Origin of the sequence: Methanosarcina sp. 1.H.A.2.2, assembly GCF_000979975.1 — an archaeon.
GTDB lineage: Archaea > Halobacteriota > Methanosarcinia > Methanosarcinales > Methanosarcinaceae > Methanosarcina.
Map to the genome: position 1 here is coordinate 1 of NZ_JJQL01000021.1, position 22,419 is coordinate 22,419.

General features: G+C 46.2%; 15 protein-coding genes and 1 tRNA gene. 14 read left to right on the top strand and 2 right to left on the bottom strand.

The genetic code is table 11. From position 1 onward, the window contains the following. Positions 1 to 388 precede the first annotated feature (388 nt). The 14 genes from EO93_RS03860 to rpsJ all read left to right on the top strand — a co-directional run bounded on the left by EO93_RS03860 (position 389) and on the right by rpsJ (position 18,755). Positions 389 to 3,910 carry a PAS domain S-box protein gene (locus tag EO93_RS03860; RefSeq protein ID WP_082107554.1) on the top strand — a complete coding sequence of 1,174 codons (3,522 nt, stop codon included), beginning with the start codon at positions 389 to 391 and terminating at the stop codon, positions 3,908 to 3,910. 610 nt (positions 3,911 to 4,520) lie between these two features. Then, a tRNA-Lys gene (locus tag EO93_RS03865) sits at positions 4,521 to 4,597 on the top strand. 86 nt (positions 4,598 to 4,683) lie between these two features. Beyond that, positions 4,684 to 4,920 carry a DNA-directed RNA polymerase subunit H gene (locus EO93_RS03870; protein ID WP_048132370.1) on the top strand — a complete coding sequence of 79 codons (237 nt, stop codon included), beginning with the start codon at positions 4,684 to 4,686 and terminating at the stop codon, positions 4,918 to 4,920. A gap of 213 nt (positions 4,921 to 5,133) precedes the next feature. Next, positions 5,134 to 6,729 carry a DNA-directed RNA polymerase subunit B'' gene (locus tag EO93_RS03875; protein WP_048132366.1) on the top strand — a complete coding sequence of 532 codons (1,596 nt, stop codon included), beginning with the start codon at positions 5,134 to 5,136 and terminating at the stop codon, positions 6,727 to 6,729. Positions 6,730 to 6,743: 14 nt separating this feature from the next. Next, on the top strand, positions 6,744 to 8,558 hold the full coding sequence (gene rpoB, locus EO93_RS03880) for a DNA-directed RNA polymerase subunit B (RefSeq protein ID WP_048161189.1): 1,815 nt from the start codon (positions 6,744 to 6,746) through the stop codon (positions 8,556 to 8,558). Between the two features lie 14 nt (positions 8,559 to 8,572). Further along, positions 8,573 to 11,215, top strand: a complete 2,643-nt coding sequence (locus tag EO93_RS03885; protein WP_048136455.1) for a DNA-directed RNA polymerase subunit A' — start codon at positions 8,573 to 8,575, stop codon at positions 11,213 to 11,215. After that, positions 11,215 to 12,414: a DNA-directed RNA polymerase subunit A'' gene (rpoA2, locus tag EO93_RS03890; protein ID WP_048136454.1), complete on the top strand. Its 1,200-nt coding sequence runs from the start codon at positions 11,215 to 11,217 to the stop codon at positions 12,412 to 12,414. Before EO93_RS03885 ends, rpoA2 begins: the two co-directional genes overlap by 1 nt. 255 nt (positions 12,415 to 12,669) lie before the next feature. Continuing rightward, the gene (locus tag EO93_RS03895; protein WP_082106093.1) at positions 12,670 to 12,966 is read left to right on the top strand and encodes a 50S ribosomal protein L30e; all 297 of its coding nucleotides are present in this window, start codon (positions 12,670 to 12,672) and stop codon (positions 12,964 to 12,966) included. Between the two features lie 20 nt (positions 12,967 to 12,986). After that, on the top strand, positions 12,987 to 13,412 hold the full coding sequence (locus EO93_RS03900) for a NusA-like transcription termination signal-binding factor (protein ID WP_048136452.1): 426 nt from the start codon (positions 12,987 to 12,989) through the stop codon (positions 13,410 to 13,412). Between the two features lie 107 nt (positions 13,413 to 13,519). Next, entirely contained in the window at positions 13,520 to 13,948 is a 429-nt protein-coding gene (locus EO93_RS03905) for a 30S ribosomal protein S12 (RefSeq protein ID WP_048136451.1), read from the top strand. Further along, positions 13,945 to 14,514: a 30S ribosomal protein S7 gene (locus tag EO93_RS03910; RefSeq protein ID WP_048136450.1), complete on the top strand. Its 570-nt coding sequence runs from the start codon at positions 13,945 to 13,947 to the stop codon at positions 14,512 to 14,514. The genes EO93_RS03905 and EO93_RS03910 overlap by 4 nt, the downstream gene beginning before the upstream one ends. A 72-nt stretch (positions 14,515 to 14,586) precedes the next feature. Then, positions 14,587 to 16,779: an elongation factor EF-2 gene (locus tag EO93_RS03915; RefSeq protein ID WP_048161190.1), complete on the top strand. Its 2,193-nt coding sequence runs from the start codon at positions 14,587 to 14,589 to the stop codon at positions 16,777 to 16,779. A 360-nt stretch (positions 16,780 to 17,139) separates the two neighbouring features. Then, a complete protein-coding gene (gene tuf, locus EO93_RS03920) occupies positions 17,140 to 18,408 on the top strand; it encodes a translation elongation factor EF-1 subunit alpha (protein ID WP_048136448.1) in 1,269 nt (422 codons plus the stop codon). Positions 18,409 to 18,446: 38 nt separating this feature from the next. Continuing rightward, positions 18,447 to 18,755, top strand: a complete 309-nt coding sequence (gene rpsJ / locus EO93_RS03925; protein WP_048136447.1) for a 30S ribosomal protein S10 — start codon at positions 18,447 to 18,449, stop codon at positions 18,753 to 18,755. A 312-nt stretch (positions 18,756 to 19,067) separates the two neighbouring features. Here rpsJ and EO93_RS03935 read toward each other — a convergent pair whose 3' ends face one another. Both EO93_RS03935 and EO93_RS03940 read right to left on the bottom strand, forming a co-directional pair. Beyond that, positions 19,068 to 20,558, bottom strand: a complete 1,491-nt coding sequence (locus EO93_RS03935) for a DUF4139 domain-containing protein (RefSeq protein ID WP_052735376.1) — start codon at positions 20,556 to 20,558, stop codon at positions 19,068 to 19,070. Positions 20,559 to 20,792: 234 nt separating this feature from the next. Beyond that, positions 20,793 to 22,292, bottom strand: coding sequence for a DUF4139 domain-containing protein (locus EO93_RS03940; RefSeq protein ID WP_048161191.1), 1,500 nt, complete (start codon positions 22,290 to 22,292; stop codon positions 20,793 to 20,795). Positions 22,293 to 22,419 lie beyond the last annotated feature (127 nt).

Consider the following 22,419-nt stretch of genomic DNA (forward strand, 5'->3'; position numbering starts at 1 on the left):
GGAATTGTAGGGAATGCTCTCTGTTTTGTGATGTTCATTTGACCGAATTACACAAAATAGAGAGCACTTATTTTTATCTAACTGTCAAAGTCAGGATATATAATTTAGTTTTTTTAAAAATGTTCAGTACATAAAAGTTATGTTTTTTGAGAAACATCCAAACTTAATTTATACTGAAAGAGATCTACTTAAAAAAGAAAAAACATAAAGAACATAGTGAACACTTAAAAGTCTAGTGTCGCTTCAGCAGTAAAATGTCTTATAAAATCAATTACAACTATTCAGAATCATTCAATCCTTGATGATTGACGCGACACTAGCCATAACTCATTGCAGACCCTGTTTTAAGATAAGAATAGGATTGGGATATGCCCGGAGAAGATGTGGAATGAATGAAAGGCTGAGGGAGTCTGGGATTGATATTATTGGGGATATTCCCTGGGGAACGCACTTCTGCCAGTTCTACCAGACAAAAGAAGATTTGATGGACATACTTGTCCCCTACTTCAGAGCAGGGCTGGAAAATAACGAATTCTGTATGTGGGTCACATCGCAGCCTCTTGAAGTAGAAGATGCAAAAGAAGCCCTGAGAAGAGCTGTTCCTGATATTGATGCTTACCTTGAGAAGGGACAAATCGAAATTATTCCCTCCACTTACTGGTATGTAAAAGAGGGTGTATTCGATTCGGAAAAGGTCTTAAACGGCTGGATTGAAAAACTCAATCATGCCCTTGCCAGTGGATACGATGGCTTGAGGTTGAGCGGGAAAACTTTCGGGCTGGAAAAAGAAGGTTGGAATGGTTTCATTGAATACGAAAAAGAAATAGACAACATTATCGGCAACTTTCATATGATGGCTCTATGCACCTATCCTCTCGACAGGTGCCACGCAACCGAGATAATTGATGTGGTCATCAATCATCAGTTCGCTTTGATCAAAAGGGAAGGAAAATGGGAGCGGATAGAAAGTTCCAGGCGCAAAAAAGCAGAAGAGGAAGCTGCTCAGGCTGCAAAAGACTGGGAATATACCTTTGATATTGTGCCGGACCTGATAGCCATACTTGATGCTGAATATGGGGTTGTTCGTGCAAACAAGGCCATGGCGGCAAGATTGGGGGTGACACCGGAAGAGTGTATCGGGTTGACCTGCTATCGTGTTGTCCATGGGATGGACGAGCCCCCCTCTTTTTGCCCTCATCGGCAATTACTTGAGGATGGACTTGAGCACACCAAAGAAGTTCGCGAAGAAAGCCTTGGTGGCGATTTCATAGTAACCGTCTCACCTTTGCATGATTCCGAAGGAAAACTCACTGGATGCATTCATGTCGCCCATGATATCACCGAGCGCAAACGGGCAGAGGAGGCACTGCGCCTGAGTGAGCAGCGCGTCAGGCTGAAGTTGGAGAGCATTCTCTCGCCTGATCGGGAGATGGCTAACCTGGAGCTTGCTGATATCGTTGATGCCCAGGCGATCCAGTCCCTCATGGACGATTTCTATAAGCTTGCTCACATTCCCATGAGCCTGGGGGATCTCAAAGGCAATTTTCTGGTGGGTGTCGGATGGCAGGAGATCTGCACCAGATTCCACAGGGTTCACCCCGAAGCCTGCAAGCACTGCATAGAAAGCGACACAAAACTATCCGCGGGCGTTGCCCCTGGAGAGTTTAAACTGTACAGGTGCAAGAACAACATGTGGGACATAGCGACCCCTCTCATTGTGGGCGGCCAGCACGTCGGCAATATTTTATCAGGGCAGTTCTTTTTTGAGGACGAAACTCTGGACTATGAGCTTTTCCGGGCCCAGGCTAAAAAATACGGCTTCAATGAGGAGGAATACATAGCAGCACTTGAAAAAGTTCCGCGGTTGAGCAGGGAGGCTGTGGACACAGGCATGACCTTCTTCATGAAGCTTGCCCACATGTTCTCACAGTTAAGCTACAGCAATATCAAGCTGGCCCAATCGCTGTCGGAACGCGATTCCCTGGTGGATGCGCTACGGGAGAGCGAGGAGCGTTTCCGGGCAGTCCTTGAGAACTCACTCGATGTGGCTTACCGGCGAAACCTTCAGACCGACTGCTATGATTACATGAGCCCGGTAGTAGAGCAGATCACCGGCTTCTCTGCCCAAAAGATGAGCGCCATGAGCATCAATGAAGTTCTTGATCACGTTCATCCCGACGACCATCCCCAGGTTACTGCGGAACTGGCCCAGGCATTCGAGACAGGCCATGGAACCCTCGAGTACCGGTTCAAGCGCAAAGACGGAAAATACCGCTGGTTAGCCGATCACTTCACGGTGATCAAGGACCAGAATGACATGCCCCTTTTCAGCGGAGGTATCATCCGCGACATTACCAGGCAAAAGCAGGCTGAAGAAGCACTGATAAGAAGTGAGAATAAATTCCGTACATTGGCTGAGAATTCTCCTGACGTGATTTCCCGCCTTGATAGACAAAATCGATATATGTATGTTAATCCTGCAGCTGCGGAACCTTATGGCCACTCTCCAGAAGAAATCGTTGGGAAAACTAATAGTGAACTTGGGATGGACCCTGAAAATGTGAGATTCTGGGAAGGGCATTATGAAAATGTTTTCACCACAGGCAAACCCGAAACAATGGAATTCCATTATAAATCGCCTCAAGGAAAAGAATACTATTTTAATACAAGAATAGTACCGGAATTTGTTGGCGGCGAAGTGTCTTCTGTTCTTGCTATTTCCCGTGATATTACAGATGAAAAAGAAGTAGAAGCTAAGTTGAAAGAAGCATATGAAAATTTAGAAAAATTAGTTGAAGAACGGACAACGCAACTTGAAAATGCTTATAACTCGTTGAAGGAAAGTGAAAAAGGTCTTGCTGAAGCTCAAAAAATGGCTCATATTGGAAATTGGTATTGGGATATTGCAACTGATAAAACATACTGGTCTGAGGAAATGTATAGTATTTTCGGACGCGACCCTCAAGAATTAGCACCATCGTACAATGAATATTTAAGTTATATACATCCCGATGATCGAGACTACTTTGATAATGCCACTATGAAAGCTGTAAATGGAAAACCTTACAGCATTGATCACAGGATTATTTTAGCTAATGGGGAAGAACACACAGTCCACATACAATCCGAAGTTATTTTTAATGATGAGAACATCCCTATCCGAATAAAGGGAATAGTTCAGGATATTACTGAACGTAAAAAAGCTGAAAAAGCTCTGGTAAACCTTGAGATTGCCCGTAAAAAGGAAATTCATCATAGGATCAAGAATAACCTGCAGGTAATTTCGTCCCTTCTTGACCTTCAGGCTGAAAAATTCAACAACAGAAAATGTGTTAAGGATTCGGAAATTATGGAAGCCTTCAGGGAAAGCCAGAATAGGGTTCTATCTATGGCTCTTATCCATGAGGAACTGCATGAAGGCAGAGAAATCGATAAACTGAAATTTTCGCCATACCTTGAGAAACTCGCGGAGAACCTTTTCAAGACATACAGCCTTGGAAATGCCGATATCAGCTTAAGCCTGGATCTCGAAGAGAATGTTTTCTTTGATATGGATATTGCAGTCCCATTGGGGATAATTATTAATGAACTTATTTCCAATTCCCTCAAACATGCATTTGTAGATAGAGACAGAGGAGAAATCCGAATCAAGCTCTATAGAGAAAAAACCAGGGAATATATAAAAAATAGAACAGGAAGCAAAAAAGAAGAATTTAAGCTCACCAGTTTCGTTTTAGCAGTTTCAGATGATGGGATAGGTGTACCTGAAAGTTTTGATTTGGAAAATCCCCACCGGCTCGGCATACAGCTGGTAATCGCCCTTGTAGACCAGTTAGAGGGTGAACTTGAATTAAAAAGGAATTCTGGAACTGAATTTATCATAAGGTTCACAGTGGAAGAAAAGCAGTAAAAAAGAAAAGCAGTAAAAATCCGTATTTCGAGAAATTTGTTTACATATCATCTTATTCCATGTTATATATCTAATATTTAGACGTATAATGTCCAACAATTACTTAAGTTTCCGGGAATCTTAACCCGAAACCGATTAAATGACTGATTTATCTGATAAAATGATTGATTTGATTGATTTAATAGTGTGATTAATAAGTGATGTCAATTGATGCTTCATTTTGATGCTTCATTTTTGGAGAGGTGACTGTCGGGAAAGCGGCGAGTGATTGAAAATCGGGGCAAAAGTTCCCGTCTAACCCGAATATGTGGAGAAATAAATAGAATTTTGACTTTACTTTTAAAAAGTTAAAAATTCTCGTACATATAACTTTCCGGAAGATGCAGAAAAATTTATGAATAAATTCAATAAACATTAGAAAAATTTGAGGATTTATTTAAAAAATATGGGGTAAAAAGCAAACCGAGCATAAACTATAAATAGTATAGCTATAATTAGAGGGTTGCACTGGCGTAAGAGGTGCTCCCTGATGCAGCGGGGCAATAGGGTGGCATGCTAAGAAATTAGCCTTCCGTGGTGCAAAATACAGAGGTAGAGAGATAAGCAAAGCGGGCCCGTAGCTCAGTCCGGCAGAGCGACTGGCTTTTAACCAGTCGGCCTAGGGTTCAAATCCCTACGGGCCCGCCATGTTCTTTATTATAACCGGTGGATAGGCCATCCGCAGGAAATGTCCAGTAAGTTTTTTGAGATGCTTTATTTTTGGAGGAAAGGATTTGACAAAATTCAGCCTGCTTGACCATGAGTCAGTCCCAAAACATGAGATAATTGCAGAGGGCGAATTAAAGTCTGTTTTAAGCAAATTTTTAATTGAGAAGGAACAGCTTCCGAAAATTAAAGTGCAGGATCCTGTTAGTAAGGAAATAGGAGCTGCCGTCGGAGATGTTGTGAAAATCACAAGAAAAAGTCAAACTGCAGGGGAAGCAGATTATTACAGACTTGTGATTGAGTAAGCGGGGGGGAATTAAAACCGCTTGCATGATCACATTTTTTTCACTGAACATCTTTTTGAATCCCATGCACCATCGTACGGAAAGATTCAATAACTGCATAAAGATCTTAGGATCATCGTTTATTTATTTTCATTTTAACAAAGCAAAGAGGGTGCTATCATCGCGTTAGAAAGCAGTATACTGTCGCAGGCTTATTTTACACGGGACAAGATAGTGCAGCACCATATAGACTCATTTAACAAGTTTATAGATTACGGGCTGCAAAAGATCATAGACGAACAGAGAATTATAGAGACCGACATTGAAGACACCTATCTCAAACTTGGCAAGATCCGGGTAGAGCATCCGGTGGTAAAGGAGGCAGACGGGGCAATTGAGAAACTGTACCCCAACGAAGGAAGGCTCAGGAACCTTTCGTACTCAGGCCCCCTCTACCTGGAGATGAGTGTCGTAAAAGAAGGAATAGAGTCCGAAATAATAGAAGCAAAGATCGGGCAACTTCCTATAATGGTCAAATCCAAAATCTGCAACCTTCTCGGGCTTAGTGATACCGAGAAAGTTCGCTATGGAGAAGACCCTCTGGACCCCGGGGGATATTTCATCGTCGGAGGTACGGAAAGGGTAGTCATGACCCTTGAAGACCTTGCCCCCAACAAGATCCTTGTTGAGTACGGAGAACGTTACGGTGACTCTATAGAAGTTGCAAAGGTATTCTCCCAGAAAAGAGGATACAGGGCACTTGTAATAGTGGAAAGAGGGAGAAAGTCCCTGCTTGAAGTGTCTTTCCCTTCAATATCCGGCAGAGTGTACTTTATTACACTTATGAGGGCTCTCGGGATAGTAACTGACGAAGATATCGTAAACGCAGTTTCAAGTGATCCCGAAATTATTAAATTCATGCTGGAAAACCTTGAAGAAGCCGAAGTAGAAACCCAGGAAGAAGCAATCGAGAAGATTGGAGCGAGGGTTGCTGCAGGGCAGGCCAAGGAATACCAGATAAAAAGAGCAAACTACGTTATTGACAGGTATCTGTTCCCTCACCTCGGAAACGACATGAAAGAGAGGACTTCAAAAGCCCATTTCCTGGCAAGAATGGCTGAATCCTGTTTTGAGCTTGCACTTGGCAAGCGTACTGAAGATGACAAGGACCACTATGCAAACAAGAGGCTGAAACTTGCAGGTGACCTGATGGAAGACCTCTTCAGAGTATCCTTCAACAGGCTGGCAAGAGACATAAAGTATCAGCTCGAACGTGCAAACATGAGGAACAGGGAACTTAATGTTGCCACAATTGTAAGGGCAGACGTCCTGACTGACCGCCTGCAGCACCCCCTGGCAACAGGAAACTGGGTTGGAGGAAGGACCGGTGTTTCCCAGCTTCTTGACCGGAACGATTACATCTCTACCCTTTCCCACCTGCGCCGCGTAATTTCGCCGCTTTCCCGTGCCCAGCCTCACTTCGAGGCTCGTGACCTGCACGCAACTCAGTGGGGACGTCTCTGTCCTTCCGAGACCCCTGAAGGTCCAAATTGTGGTCTCGTGAAAAACTTTGCCCAGATGGTCGAACTCTCTACAGGAACAGAAGAGATAGAGAGCATAAAGAAAATGCTCTACGACCTTAATGTCGAAAAAATAGTTGTAAAGGTGCCCGAAATCCCGGCAAGAATAAAAGAAATATTACTTGATGAATTCGGGGAAGAGATTGTTGAAGAGTTTGAAGAACCTCCAGAACCCGAAAGCAAATACAAAGATGAGGACTTCTACGATTATTCAGATATGGATGACTCCGGATCAATGTTCGGTGACTGAGGGGTTGATGTCAGATGACTAAAGCAAAAGTATTCATAAACGGAGAGCTCGTCGGGACTCATGACAACCCTGCAGAACTCGCAGAAGAGCTCAGAAAGATGAGGCGGCAGGGGCTCATATCCAGGCAGGTCAACATAGCTCTTAATGATAACACCAGGGAAGTAATTATAAACTCCGATATGGGCAGGGCAAGAAGACCTCTCGTGGTTGTAGAAAAGGGAGTCCTGAAGGTAAATGATGAGCACATACAGAAACTGAAGAACAAAGAAATCAACTTTGATGACCTCGTAAAAGAAGGTTGTGTGGAGTATCTGGACGCAGAAGAGGAAGAAAATGCTTACATTGCACTCTATGAGTCTGACATTACCTCCAAGCACACCCATATGGAAATAGACCCTGAACTTATACTGGGCATCTGTACCGGAATGGTTCCCTATCCGGAACACAACGCTTCCCCACGTAACACCATGGGTGCAGCCATGATCAAGCAGTGCATCGGAGTATCCACAGCAAACCAGAAGCTCAGACCGGATACCCGTGCCCACGTCCTGCACTACCCGCAGAGGGCGATGACAAGGACAAGGACTTCCCTGTCAATCGGTTTTGATGACAGGCCTGCAGGCCAGAACTTCGTGGTTGCAATCCTGTCATACGAAGGGTATAACATTGAAGACGCTCTGATTTTCAACAAGGGTTCAATCGAGAGAGGACTTGGTAGAAGCCATTTCCTCAGGACCTTTGAAGGGGAAGAAAGGAGATATCCTGGTGGGCAGGAAGACAAGTTCGAGATCCCTGACTCCGAATACCGTGGAGCACGCAGCGCTGATGCGTATGCAAATCTTGACATAGACGGGCTTGTAAACCCTGAGACCCCCGTAGGTCCCAATGATGTGCTTATAGGAAAGACCAGCCCTCCGAGATTCCTGGAAGAGCCTTCCGACTTCGGGATTGCAGTTGAGCAGAGGAGAGAAAGCTCTGTTACCATGCGGTCCAACGAAACAGGGATTGCAGACACGGTAATTCTTACAGAATCCATTAACGGAACCCGCCTTGCAAAGGTAAAGGTAAGGGACGAGAGGATTCCGGACATCGGAGACAAGTTCGCTTCCAGGCACGGGCAAAAAGGCGTTATTGGCTTAAAAGTTCCGATTGCTGACATGCCGTTTACGGAATCAGGCCTGACTCCGGACCTGATGATTAACCCGCACGCAATTCCTTCACGTATGACTGTAGGGCACGTTCTGGAAATGATTGGTGGAAAAGTAGGTTCCATGGAAGGCAGAAGAGTAAATGCAACAGCCTTCTCAGGAGAAAAGGAAGACGACCTTAGAGAAGCCCTGAAAAAGCACGGCTTTGCTCACACCGGAAAAGAGATCTTCTACGATGGAGCAACCGGCAGGATGGTCCCTGCAGATGTCTTCGTTGGCGTGATCCTTTACCAGAAACTGCACCACATGGTCACATCCAAAATGCATGCAAGGTCCCGCGGACCTGTACAGGTGCTCACCCGCCAGCCGACCGAAGGCCGAGCAAGAGAAGGTGGTCTAAGGTTCGGTGAAATGGAGCGTGACGTACTGGTAGGGCACGGCGCTGCCATGTCCTTAAAAGAGAGATTGCTGGACGAGTCTGACAAAGTTGTGGAACTTGTCTGCTCGCACTGTGGAATGATTGCAACGTTCGACAAGCAGCGGAAAGTCTCTTTCTGTTCAGCCTGCGGTGCTGACACGGATATATACCCCGTTGAGATGAGCTACGCGTTCAAACTATTACTTGATGAGATTAAGTCCCTCGGGGTTGCTCCCAGGCTCAATCTTGAAGATGCTGTATAAGGTGAGGTGGACATATGGCAAACGTACCTCCTATTCCAAAAAGAATCGCTTCTATCAAATTCGGCTTATTGTCCCCGAAAGAGATCCGTAAGATGAGCTCAACGCCCATCATTACGGCCGACACTTACGATGACGACGGATTTCCAATTGACATGGGGCTTATGGACACGAAACTCGGGGTTATCGACCCCGGGCTTCGCTGCAAGACATGCTCCGGCAGGGCAGGCGAATGTCCCGGACACTTCGGGCACATCGAACTTGTTGCCCCTGTTGTCCACGTTGGCTTTAACAAAGTAATCCGAAAACTCCTCAGGGCAACCTGCAGAAAATGCAGCAAGATTCTGCTGGACCCGACCCAGAAACAGAAGTTTCTGGATCAACTCGTTGCAGTTGAAGAAATCGGGCACATGCCTGATGACCTGATTAATGAGGCATATAAAGAAGCCAGCAAGGTAAAGACCTGCCCCTACTGTAATGAAGAACAGCTCGATATCAAATTCGAAAAGCCCACCGAATACCTGGAAAACGGAGAGAAGCTGACCCCTACCGAGATTAGGGACCGCTTTGAAAACATCCCGGACGAGGACATAAGGGTTGTCGGGATGGACCCGAAGAATGCAAGGCCAGAGTGGATGATCCTTACAGTCCTGCCTGTGCCTCCTGTTACGGTGCGCCCTTCGATCACTCTGGAATCCGGGCAGCGCAGTGAAGACGACCTGACCCACAAGCTGGTAGACATTATCAGGATCAACCAGAGATTCCAGGAAAACAGGGAAGCAGGAGCTCCACAGCTTATCATTGAGGACCTGTGGGAGCTACTTCAATATCATGCTACTACATTCTTTGACAACTCGGTTTCAGGAATACCCCCTGCAAGACATAGATCAGGCAGACCTCTTAAGACCCTTTCCCAGCGTTTAAAAGGTAAGGAAGGAAGGTTCAGGGGAAGCTTGTCAGGTAAGCGTGTTAACTTCTCTGCCCGTACCGTTATCTCTCCTGACCCGAACCTTAGTATAAATGAAGTCGGTGTCCCCATACCCATTGCACGGATTCTGACAATGCCAGCAGTGGTGACCCAGAGGAACATCGAACATCTCAAGGTCTATGTAAGGAACGGCGAAGATGTTCACCCCGGAGCAAACTATGTGCTCAGGTCCGACGGCAGGCGCATAAAGGTAACCAATATGAACAAGGACGACCTTGCCGATAAACTGGAATTCGGCTGGGTTGTGGAACGACAGTTAAAAGACGGCGACATCGTGCTCTTCAACAGGCAGCCTTCTCTGCACAAGATGAGTATCATGGCCCATTCCGTAAAGGTTCTGCCTAACAAAACCTTCAGGCTGAACCCTGCAGTCTGTCCTCCTTACAACGCTGACTTTGACGGGGACGAAATGAACATGCATGCCCTCCAGACCGAAGAGTCAAGGGCCGAGGCAAAGATCCTCATGCAGGTTCAGGAAAACATCCTTTCTCCACGTTTCGGAGGTCCCATTATCGGTGGGATCCACGACCACATTTCAGGGCTTTTCCTTCTGACCCGTTTTGAAAACCATATTACCAGTTACGAGGCTTACGACCTTCTGAGGAAGAGCCGTGCACGCAACCTGCCCGAACCTGCAGGCCACGACGAGGACGGGAAACCTTACTGGACAGGAAAACAGATTTTCAGCCAGATCCTGCCTGAAGGCCTTAACATGGAGTTCACGGCTCAGGTCTGCTCACACTGTGATACCTGCAAGAAAGGAGAATGCCCGAACGATGCCTATGTGGTAATTCGGAACAGTGACCTCCTTGTGGGCACGATAGACGAAGCGGCCATCGGGGCATTCAAAGGAAAAGTTCAGGACCGTATTATCAAGGAAATCGGTCCCGAAGCCGGGTCCAAGTTTATAGATGATATGACCAAGCTTGCAATCCGGGCGATCATGAGGACAGGCCTGAGTTTCGGGATAGCTGACGAAGATATTCCGAAAGAAGCCAGGATCCAGATCAATGAGGTTCTCGCTAAAGCTGAAGAAGCCGTGCAGAACCTTATCAAATCTTATCAGAATAAAGAGCTTGAACCCCTCCCCGGAAGAACCCTTGATGAAACAATTGAAATGAGCATCATGCAGAAGCTCGGAAAGGCCAGAGACGAGACCGGTGGAATTGCAGACAGCCACATGGGGCTTGAAAATTCAGCAGTTATCATGGCGCGTTCAGGAGCAAGAGGTTCAATCCTGAACCTTACCCAGATGGCCGCCTGTGTTGGCCAGCAGGCAGTGCGTGGAGAGCGCATTCGCAGAGGATACTCAGGCAGGACTCTGACCCACTTCCAGGAAGGTGACCTGGGATCGGATGCCCACGGGTTCGTCAAGGCAAGTTACAAGAGCGGGTTAAACCCGACAGAGTATTTCTTCCACGCAATCGGTGGTAGAGAAGGTCTTGTGGACACTGCAGTCAGGACATCACAGTCAGGGTACCTGCAGAGGAGACTTGTCAATGCTCTCCAGGACCTTGAAGTCCAGTATGACCTCACGGTAAGGGACACCAGGGGTGTGCTTGTGCAGTTCAAGTACGGAGAAGATGGGATTAACCCAACAAAAAGCGACTTCAGCAAACCCGAGACCATCCACAGGATCGTCCGTTCCGTGATAAACAAGAAGGTGGCATGATGAGTATTAGCGAAGCTACAATCGATAGCATGATAAAAGATCTGCCTTTTCCTTCTAATATATTAAGTGCCCTGAGGGAAGATGTTCTCAAAGCCGGGGTAAGCAAGAAGGAAATGGAAGAGATCATAGAAAAGGCAATGGAAGAATATGAGGTCTCATGTATCGAACCCTGTGACGCTGCAGGTGTGGTTGCAGCCCAGTCCATAGGGGAGCCAGGTACTCAGATGACCATGCGTACCTTTCACTACGCCGGTGTGGCCGAGATTAACGTTACTCTCGGTCTGCCCCGTCTGATCGAAATCGTGGATGCCCGGAAAATTCCGAGCACTCCAATGATGACAATCGCCCTTTCCAAAGAGAATCCTGAAGATTACGCTTACAACAGGGAAAAAACAAGAGCCCTTGCCTGGGAAATTGAAGCGACAAAAATCGATCATATCGCTGACGTGACCACTGACCTTTCCCAGATGAAGCTTATAATAGACCTGCACGAAAAAGCAATGGAAGGCAGGAATATTACAATAGACCAGGTGAAAGAGAAGTTCAACGAAGAACTGAACGTGCTGGTCAACATCTCTCCTGACATAGATAACCAGATTGTTATCACCCCGGGAGAGCCTTCTTACAGAGAGCTGCTCCAGCTTGCAAAAAGCATCCACAATGTAACCCTCAAAGGAATAGAAGGGATCAAGCGAGTGGTGGTCAGAAAGGAGGGTGAAGAGTACACTCTCTATACAGAAGGCTCAGCTCTGCGTGACGTACTTCAGTTTGAAGGAGTGGACAGGACCCGAACCAGCACAAACAACATTAATGAAATCTATGAAGTGCTGGGAGTCGAGGCTGCAAGAAATGCAATTATCAAGGAAGCCACAGATACCCTGCGTGAACAGGGTCTTACCGTGGATATCCGGCATATTATGCTTGTAGCAGACATCATGACCTGCGACGGGGAAGTAAAACAGATCGGTAGACACGGAATTTCAGGTGAAAAAGCCAGTGTATTTGCCCGTGCAGCTTTCGAAGTTACTGTCAATCACCTTCTGGATGCAGGAATGCGGGGAGATGTGGACAAGTTGGAGGGTGTCACAGAAAATATCATTGTCGGTCAGCCTATTCGCATGGGTACCGGAGATGTGCACCTTGTAAGCAGAAAGACGGGAAGAATTGAAGCTGAGGAAATCGAAGCCGAAGAAGAATGAAGTTATGCCGGGAAAAACTCCGGGTTTAACCTATAATTATTTAAATATATAACCTGATAGAAGACCAAGTTCAGATCAGGTATACATTACCTTAATAGACTTCATCAAATCCTGCTGCAGAAACTTGAGTCCGCGAGGCTCATAACCAGAAAATTGATATAAGGCATCAGGTATTTAGAGTACCATATACTCACCACGCTTGGAATCTTTATTTAGAAAGAGATAGAGTAGATGAGCTAATTTGAGACAGAGTTGATGAAAATGAAGATCAATGTTGATAAATCTCTTATCAAGGCTGTGAAAACAGGAAAAGTAATAGTTGGAGCCAATCGGACCATGGATGCAGCAGCAGACGGCTCTGCAAAAATGGTGGTCCTGGCATCAAACTGCCCCGAAGACGTTAAAATGAAAATACAGGCAACAAATGTTCCGATCCTGGAATACGGAGGCACAAGTGTAGAACTCGGGCCCGTATGCGGAAAGCCCTTCACGATTGCAGCCATGGCAATCCTCGATGCAGGAGAATCGGATATCCTGGCAGCTACAGCTTGATAAAAAGGAGTTGCAACGTCTTGGGTGAAATAAGACTTACTGCAGAAAGCATCCAGTACATTGCATTGTTTGAAAACATGACCCGAGCCAAAATACTTGACTGTATTCCGGAAGAGGAAAGGCTCGTTTATGTTGTAAAGCAGGGTGATATGGGGCTTGCAATAGGCAAAAACGGAGAAAATATAAACCGTGTTAAAAAAGCCCTGGACAAACCTATTGAGCTTGTGGAATATTCAGAGGATCCTATAACTTTTATAAAGAATGCCTTCGGACCGGTATCCGTAAGTTCAGTAAATCTTACAACCAAAAATGGCAAGCGATTAGCTTATGTAGAGGTACCCAATAAAGAGAAGGGGCTTGCCATCGGTCGCAACGGCAAGAACATAGAGAAAGTGAAGATGCTTGCCCGTCGTCACCACACTATAGAAGATGTGATCCTGCAGTAATATCCCATTAATTTATGTTGATCCATTAATCCGGCGTTGAAGGACAATTCTGGCATTTAATGCCACAATAGGAAACTGTGATCAATTTTTAACAGGAGAAATTTACAATGGCTAAAGGAAAATATGCAGCTAATATACTCAAACAAACCAGGAAAGATGCCCGCTGGAAAGATAACTACTACTGCAGGCGTGTTCTTGGTCTGAACGTAAAAGCTGACCCTCTTGGTGGCGCACCGCAGGGTCGGGGTATAGTATTAGAGAAGGTAGGAGTTGAAGCAAAACAGCCGAACTCCGCAATCCGAAAATGTGTAAGGATCCAGCTCATTAAAAACGGGCGTCAGGTAACCGCATTCTGTCCTGGAGACGGTGCAGTAAACTTCATTGATGAACACGATGAAGTTACCGTGGAAAGGATCGGAGGCCGTATGGGTGGTGCTATGGGTGATATTCCCGGCGTACGTTTTAAGGTAATTGCCGTAAACAACGTGTCTCTGAACCAGCTGGTTATTGGCAGATTGGAAAAACCCAGGAGATGATTTTTGTGTACAAAATTTTCGGCAAATGGGACCCAACAGAAGTTGAAGTAAGAGACCTTGGAATTAAGCGTTACGTCAGCCTTACTCCTGTAATCGTCCCCCACAGCAGCGGAAAGCATGCCAGGCAGCAGTTTAACAAATCCGAAATTTCCATTGTTGAACGTCTGGCAAACAACCTGATGAGGACTGAAATCAACAGCGGAAAGAAACAGGTAACCCTCCGTGCAGTTGAGGAAGCTCTGGACATTATAAACAAGAAGACCCAGCAGAACCCTATCCAGGTTCTCGTGGAAGCCATTTCCAATGCCGGCCCCAGAGAAGAAGTGGTCAGGCTGAAGTACGGCGGTATCTCCGTTCCAAAAGCAGTTGATACTGCACCCCAGAGACGTGTGGACACTGCTCTGCGGTACATCAGCATGGGAACAAATGCCGCATCTTTCAAATCCAGACGCACAGTCGCAGAATGCCTGGCAACCGAAATCATAGGCGCTGCAAACCGCGATACGAAATCCTTCTCTATCAACAGAAAGGATGCAAAGGAAAGAGTTGCAAAGGCAGCACGCTAATCAATTTTGCGGGTTGCACCGATTTAAAAATACATTTTATAACTAAATTATATTTTTTTAAAAGGTATCAGCATGGGACGAAGGAAGAAAATGGTCGAGCGCGTAACGACGCTCATGAATGAACCAGAGAAAATCCGAAATATCGGTATCGTTGCGCACATTGACCACGGAAAAACCACATTATCGGACAACCTGTTAGCAGGCGCCGGCATGATTTCAAAGGAACTTGCCGGAAGACAGTTGTTCATGGACTCCGATGAAGAGGAACAGGCAAGAGGTATTACAATCGATGCCTCGAACGTTTCCATGGTTCACACTTACGACAATGAAGACTACCTGATCAATCTGATTGACACTCCAGGGCACGTTGACTTTGGTGGAGACGTTACCCGTGCCATGAGAGCCGTAGACGGTGCAGTTGTGGTCGTGGACGCAGTCGAAGGTACGATGCCCCAGACCGAAACCGTGCTCAGGCAGGCCCTCAGGGAACACGTCAGGCCCGTGCTTTTTGTCAACAAGGTAGACAGATTAATCAATGAGCTGCAGGTTGATTCTCAGGAAATGCAGGTTCGCCTTGGCAAAGTAATTGACCACGTGAACAAGCTCATCAAGAACATGAATCCGGAGAAGTTCAAGGCAGGCTGGAAAGTAGATGCAGCAGCCGGAACTGTCGCATTCGGTTCAGCTCTTTATAACTGGGCAATCAGTGTGCCTATGATGCAGAGGACCGGGATTTCATTCAAGGAAGTCTATGACTACTGTAAGGCCGAAGACATGAAGGCTCTGGCAGAAAAATGTCCTCTTCATTCAACTGTTCTTGATATGGTCATCAGGTACCTGCCAAACCCTCTTGAAGCCCAGAAGGGAAGAGTACCTGCTATCTGGCACGGAGATGCTACCTCTGAAATTGGCAAATCCATGGCTGCTGCAGATGCAGCCGGTCACCTTGCTTTCATGGTAACGGACATTTCCATAGACCCTCATGCAGGAGAAGTCGCAACCGGAAGGCTGTTCAGTGGATCTTTTACTCGTGGAATGGAAGTTTATACATCCGGGACTGCAAAAAAGAGCAGAGTCCAGCAGGTAGGCATCTTCATGGGCCCCGAAAGGCTCGAAGTGGAGAAAATCCCTGCAGGAAACATTGCTGCAGTTACGGGCTTAAAAGATGCAATCGTAGGGTCCACAGTTACAACCCTTGATGGCATGACACCTTTCGAAAGCATCAGGCACGTAAGCGAACCTGTGGTGACTGTGGCTGTAGAAGCCAAGCACACCAAGGACCTTCCCAAACTGGTTGAAGTCCTCAGGCAGGTCGCAAAGGAAGACCCGACTCTCCAGATCACCCTGGACGAGGAAACAGGGGAACACCTGATGGCCGGGATGGGAGAACTTCACCTGGAAGTCATTGCCCACAGGATCGAAAGGGACAAAAACGTGGAAATTACCACGAGCAAGCCTATTGTGGTCTACAGGGAAACTATCAGGAGAAAGATCGAACCTGTAGAAGGAAAGTCCCCTAACAGGCACAACAGGTTCTATATCTATGTGGAACCCCTTGACACTGCAATTGTCGATCTGATCAAGTCCGGTGACATCAGCATGAACATGCCTGAGCTTGAGCGCAGGCAGAAGCTCATGGAACTCGGCATGGGGAAAGAAGAAGCAAAAGGCATTGTGGGCATCCTCAATTCCAACATCTTCATAGACATAACCAAGGGTATCCAGTATCTGAACGAGACAATGGAACTGGTGCTTGACGGGTTTGAAGAAGTCATGAAAGCAGGTCCTCTCACAAGAGAACCCGTGGCAAACGTGAAGTGCGTGCTTGTAGATGCAAAACTTCACGAAGACGCAATTCACAGAGGTCCGGCTCAGGTCATCCCCGCAGCAAGGCAGGCCATCCAGGCAGGGATGCTTATGGCAGAAGACAGCCTTCTCGAACCTTATCAGAAGGTATTTATCCAGGTGCCCCAGCTCACAATGGGCGGTGCAACAAAGGAAATTCAGGGCCGCCGTGGAATTATCCTTAACATGTCCACAGAAGGAGACCTGGCAATTATCGAAGCCAGAGTGCCTGTGGCCGAGATGTTTGGATTTGCAGGAGAGATCAGGTCAGCAACCGAAGGACGTGCTATGTGGAGCACTGAATTCGGAGGCTTTGATATCGTACCAACCAGCATCCAGACTGAAGTAGTAGGTCAGATCAGAGAGAGGAAGGGTCTCAAGAAAGAACTTCCGAAGTCTGCTGATTACCTTTCAATGTAAGCGGAATTTATTCCGCTTTTCCTTAATATTTTAAAAGTAATACCTATTTCCTTTGGAATGAAGAAAAAAAGATCTCGACTGACCTGGAAGGGAAAAGAATCCCTATCGGTTCGAGGATAAGGCCAATCGGAAAGCTTTAAGTCAAGGTATACCTATATTGGGGAAAATAGTCCAGGCCGCTGGATATTCATACAGTACCAGTTCAAGAAAAAAGGCCGGAAAAAGGGAAACTGACAATATTGATTTAACAAAATAATATCGGAAGTGGATGAATCAATATTGAGATTTGCCCTAATCTTAATATAGTAAATATTTGATATACGAATTAAACTCATCCAGAATTACAGGAGAATTATAAATATGGCAGCAGAAAAACCACACATGAATTTAGCAGTGATTGGTCACATTGACCACGGAAAGTCAACTTTCGTAGGACGCTTAATGTACGATGCAGGGGCTGTAGCTCCACACATCATTGACAAGTTTAGAGAAGAAGCAAAGCAGAAGGGTAAGGAATCCTTTGCCTTCGCCTGGGTTATGGACTCTCTTAAGGAAGAGCGTGAAAGAGGTATCACAATTGACATCGCTCACAAGAGATTCGACACAGACAAATTCTATTTCACAGTTGTAGACTGCCCTGGCCACCGTGACTTCGTAAAGAACATGATCACAGGTGCTTCCCAGGCTGACGCTGCAGTTCTCGTCGTTGCAGCCCCTGATGGTGTCATGGCCCAGACCAAGGAACACATCTTCCTTTCCAGGACCCTCGGTATCAGCCAGCTTATTGTTGCAATCAACAAGATGGATGCAGTAGAATACAGCGAAGCCAGGTACAAGGAAGTTATCGAGCAGGTATCCGGTATCCTTAAAATGATCGGGTTCAAGCCAAGCGAAATCCCCTTCATCCCGACCTCCGCATTCCAGGGCGACAACATCATCAAAAACAGTGCAAACACTCCCTGGTATAAGGGTCCCTCCATCATGGAAGCCCTCAACAACCTCAAAGAGCCTGAAAAGCCCTCCACTCTCCCTCTCAGGATCCCTGTGGAAGACGCATACACCATCTCCGGTATCGGAACTGTGCCTGTAGGCAGAGTAGAAACCGGTGTCATGAAGAAAGGTGACAAGGTTGTTTTCATGCCCGGAGGCATAAGCGGTGAAGTAAAGTCCATTGAAATGCACCACGAAGAAATTCCACAGGCATTCCCTGGAGACAACATCGGATGGAACGTCCGCGGTATCGGCAAGAATGACGTCCGCAGAGGAGACGTTTGTGGCCCTGTTGACAACCCACCAAAGGTTGCTGAAGAGTTTGTAGGACAGGTAGTGGTCCTCCAGCACCCCTCCGCAATTACTGCAGGTTACACCCCTGTATTCCACTCCCACACCACTCAGGTCGCATGCCAGCTGATTTCACTTGACAAGAAGCTGGACCCGAAGAGTGGCCAGGTTAAGGAAGAAAACCCGACCTTCCTTAAGGCCGGAGACGCAGCAATCGTTACCATCAGACCAACAAAGCCGATGGTTATCGAGCCCGTAAAAGAAATTCCACAGCTCGGCAGGTTCGCTATCCGTGATATGGGTATGACAATTGCCGCCGGTATGTGCATGAGTGTTAAGCAGAAATAACACTCTCCTTTTTTCATTTTGTAAGGAGAAAAAAGGTTATGCAAAAAGCTAGAATAAGATTGTCAGGCATCAGTCCCAAGGATCTGGATGGAGTCTGTAACCAGGTAAAGTTAATTGCAGAAAGGACAGGAGTAAGCATTTCAGGGCCTGTTCCGCTTCCAACAAAGAAACTTGTAGTTCCCACAAGGAAAAGCCCCAGCGGGGATGGAACTGCAACTTGGGACCACTGGGAAATGCGCGTACACAAGAGGCTCATCGACATCGCAGCCGATGAAAGAGCACTCCGTCAGCTCATGAGAATCCAGGTTCCCAAAGACATAAACATCGAGATTGTACTCGAAGGATAAATGCAAAAAAAGACAGGTTACAGAAATCCTCTGTATCCGGTCTTGCAAATTCCTTTTAACTTCGTTATTTCAGAATATTTACTCATCCACTTTTTGAGAATTTACCGGCAGCTGCCTGCTTCAGGGATTTTCAGTCCGCCGGAATATTCTGCAAATCTGTTCTGTCTTTTGTTCTGCGCTTTTACTTCAGATTTTTAACTTCACCTTTCACTTTCAACTTTACTTCAGATTTTTAACTTCACCTTTCACTTTCAACTTTACTTCAGATTTTTATTTCAGATTTTTAACTTCAATTTCTTCTGCGAACCCTGCTTAAAAGCGATTCTCTGCGGTGTAGGTAATAGTTTTTGTACCATTTGCAGAAACCGTCACTCTGAACTCAATGGTAAAAGCATCAGTTTTTCGGTACTCGTCTGAAGTTTCCAGGATTTTCCATTCTCCGTAGAGATGTTCCACGACAATCACGTCCTGAGGTTCGGACTTGCTGTTGTTAATTTGTATCTCGTAGCTGACTCTCTCTACGTTATCACTTATGCGCTGGTAATCGGTCTGGTTTCGTGTGACTGTAAGGTCGAAGGCCGAACCGACAGTCAGTTTGAGTTCCTCGCCCAGAGGAGTATGCCCTATACTGTCTTCACCCAGGAACTGGAGTTCGCCTGCAGAGTCGGTTTTATAAACTCTTACGACACCTGCCGGAAGAGGCATACCAGGCCCGGTTTCCTTTGAGTTTTCAAAGGTAAGGAAAATTCGGACCCTCTTACTCAGAGAATTATCATAGATGAGCTCCTTTTCCACAGGCACGGAGTCTATAGAAAAAAGTGATATCTGCTTTTCCTGATTATTTTTCAGAGTTGCCGGCCTGTCGAGAGTATAGAGGTGATATTCGGAAAGGGTCTCTTCGGTAAAGGATGGCACTGATTCTTCAGCTACAGCTCCTTCGGCACGTTCTGGCAGAGGCCGTACAGGGGGAGACGCACGGTTTAGTTCTCCGGAGACAAGTTTAAGGGCTGCATTTTCATAGGTAATCCCTGCCCTGTTGTCAATATTAGCCCAGCCCCTGATATCAGCTTCAGTGTCATCGGCATTACTTTTCAGGACATAATTTGCTTTCCAGCTTAGACCTTCTGTCAGGTAGGACGTAAGGAGTTTGCGCGTTCCCGAAACAGGGGAATAAATCTGCCAGATAATAGTCGGTTTTGTTGAAAGTTCCGACGCATTCTGCAGTTCTATCCTGGAGACATCCTGAAGCACTATAGCTTCACCAGTTTCAGTTTCCAGGACGACACTCCCGCCCTCATGGCTGAGCAGCCTGCCTGTGTAGACATCACCGTTTGTGCCCGTTACTGTTATATCCCTGCCAAGGTACTTTTCAAGTAACCCGGAACTGCTCGCAAGGTCATATTCATAGTTCTGTTCAAGCACAGTCACCTCCCCGCCCTCAGGATCTTCGACCATAACCGATGAAGGGATAATTCCGGAAGCAATGTCCGTATATTCCACCCTGTTGGTCCCGCTTTCAAGCTCTATATCTCGCCTTTCTTTTACAAGGGCAAGCCCCTGTTCATAAATTGTAAGATCCAGATTCCCTCCGGCTTCAACTGCTCCTGAAGCCAGAATTCCCGGAGGATCTGCGGCTGGAATTTCCTCGGAAATTCCCGGATCTGATCCGGTTTGATTTTTTTCACTGCCGGACACATTTGCCTGAGCAATACTATCCGGATAGTGAGGCACATAAGCTGAAAAAAGTAATACGAATGCGATAAACACTAAAAAGAGCCATAGAATATGTTTCTTCACTCCCATAGTATAATCATTGGGGGTTCGGATTTATATAGATATGATTTTATAGAAAACTATAGAAGATTGACTGAAAAGAGTAGAAAACCGGATTTATTAAACGGATTCTTGAAAAAGCAAATTATAAAGTAAGAAGTCAAAAAGTGATAGAATGAGAGGGCTAAAAGCCCCCTTAAATAAGTATTCATATTTCTTTCGTTAAGCGGGAGTCCGGAATATTTTCACGCATTTCATTCCGGCTCAATATCTGTGTCCCACTGTGAGAGAGACTTTTTTCGAACCGTCTGCGGGCACGGTCACTTCCCATTCGGCAGTGTAAGCATCCGTCTTTTCATAAGTATCGGAACTGGCGGTAATCTCCCAGTCTCCGTAGAAATGTTCCACGATCCTGATTTTCTGTGCTTCAGGCTTATGGTTATTTAATTCAATCTCATAGCTTTCCCGCCAGACATTAGTGCCTACCTTTTTGTAGTCGGTCTGGGTTCTGGTGCCGGTTACATCAAAAGCGCTTCCGACAACAACTTTGACCTCCTCATCTTTTGGGGTGTGGTCTATACTATCTTCTCCGAGGAACTGGAGCTGCCCTTCGGAATCTGCTTTATATACCCTCAAAACTCCGGCAGGGAGAGGCATTCCAAGGCCTTTTTCCTTTGAGTTATTCAGGTTCAGGACTACCTGCACTTTATCACTTTTTGAAACATCAAAGATAAGTTCCTTTTCCACGGGCACGGAATCTGCAGAGAGCAGGGAGAGCTGCTTGACCTGGTTATTTTTCAGAGTAGCCGGCCTTTCCAGGGTATAGAGATGATACTCAAAGAGGGATTCCTCAACAAAGCTGTCCTTTGCACTTTCATACATTACTTCCTCCTCTGCAACCTCCTCAGTATAACGAATCGGCTGCGGTACAGCTATACGGTGAACTTCACCTGCAACGAGCTTCAATTTGGCATCCTCATAGGTGGTCCCTGCCCCATTGTCGACACTGACCCAGCCCTGGATATCAGCCTTTGTATCATCCGCATTCGTCTTTACGATGTAGTCTGCCCTCCAGCTCATGCCGTCCGTAAGATAGGAAGTAAGGACATCCCGGCTGCCTGCTACAGGAGAATAGACCTGCCAGACCAGAGTGGGTTTTGTAAGCAAGTTTGCAGAGTCAGGGAATTCCACTCTTGAGACCTCGGAAAGAGTTACAACCTTCCCATCACTTAACCTGAGCACTATCCCGCCGTCATAGCTGAGAAGAATTCCTGTATATGTATTTCCTTCTTTTTCGGTTACAGTAATCTCCTTGTCCAGGAATTTTCCCAGAAGCTTCTGACTACTCACGAGATCGTACTCATAGTTCTGTTCAAGCACAGCAGTATTTTTGTTCTTTGTGTCCTCAAACATTACAGAAGTCGGGTCAATGAGAGCAGCAACATCCGTATACTCAACCCTGTTGACCCCGATCTTTAAATCGAGTTCCCTGCGTTCTTTTACAAGGGCAAGGTTGTCATTATAAACCGTAACCTCGGTAGCTGCATCTGTCGCCGCAGCCCCTGCCGTAAGCAACTCCAGAGGATTTGAAGGTTTGATACTGGATATTGCACTGGAAGAGGATTCAATACCATTAGCAGCGATTTCATGCTCATCAACCTGAACCGTGACTTCAGCAACTCCAGGGTATCCAAGCGCTGCAGCTGTGGCTACAACCCCGATAAAAGCCAGAAAAATCCATAGATAACTTTTTCTTGTTCTCATAACAGTAAAATAAGCAACTGTGTTATATATATGTGACTTTGACTACGGATTCATTCGAAGTCATCCCTCTAAACCCCTAACTTTTCGAAGCTATAAGGTGCGAGAAGTCCCTCAGGACACTGGAAAT

Bases quoted from the DNA above. Each gene is read 5' to 3' on its own strand.
- EO93_RS03860 (WP_082107554.1), top strand. From the start codon at position 389: ATGAATGAAAGGCTGAGGGAGTCTGGGATTGATATTATTGGGGATATT.
- rpoB (WP_048161189.1), top strand. From the start codon at position 6,744: ATGACTAAAGCAAAAGTATTCATAAACGGAGAGCTCGTCGGGACTCAT.
- EO93_RS03885 (WP_048136455.1), top strand. From the start codon at position 8,573: ATGGCAAACGTACCTCCTATTCCAAAAAGAATCGCTTCTATCAAATTC.
- rpoA2 (WP_048136454.1), top strand. From the start codon at position 11,215: ATGAGTATTAGCGAAGCTACAATCGATAGCATGATAAAAGATCTGCCT.
- EO93_RS03895 (WP_082106093.1), top strand. From the start codon at position 12,670: ATGAAAATGAAGATCAATGTTGATAAATCTCTTATCAAGGCTGTGAAA.
- EO93_RS03905 (WP_048136451.1), top strand. From the start codon at position 13,520: ATGGCTAAAGGAAAATATGCAGCTAATATACTCAAACAAACCAGGAAA.
- EO93_RS03910 (WP_048136450.1), top strand. From the start codon at position 13,945: ATGATTTTTGTGTACAAAATTTTCGGCAAATGGGACCCAACAGAAGTT.
- EO93_RS03915 (WP_048161190.1), top strand. From the start codon at position 14,587: ATGGGACGAAGGAAGAAAATGGTCGAGCGCGTAACGACGCTCATGAAT.
- tuf (WP_048136448.1), top strand. From the start codon at position 17,140: ATGGCAGCAGAAAAACCACACATGAATTTAGCAGTGATTGGTCACATT.
- rpsJ (WP_048136447.1), top strand. From the start codon at position 18,447: ATGCAAAAAGCTAGAATAAGATTGTCAGGCATCAGTCCCAAGGATCTG.
- EO93_RS03935 (WP_052735376.1), bottom strand. From the start codon at position 20,558: ATGGGAGTGAAGAAACATATTCTATGGCTCTTTTTAGTGTTTATCGCA.
- EO93_RS03940 (WP_048161191.1), bottom strand. From the start codon at position 22,292: ATGAGAACAAGAAAAAGTTATCTATGGATTTTTCTGGCTTTTATCGGG.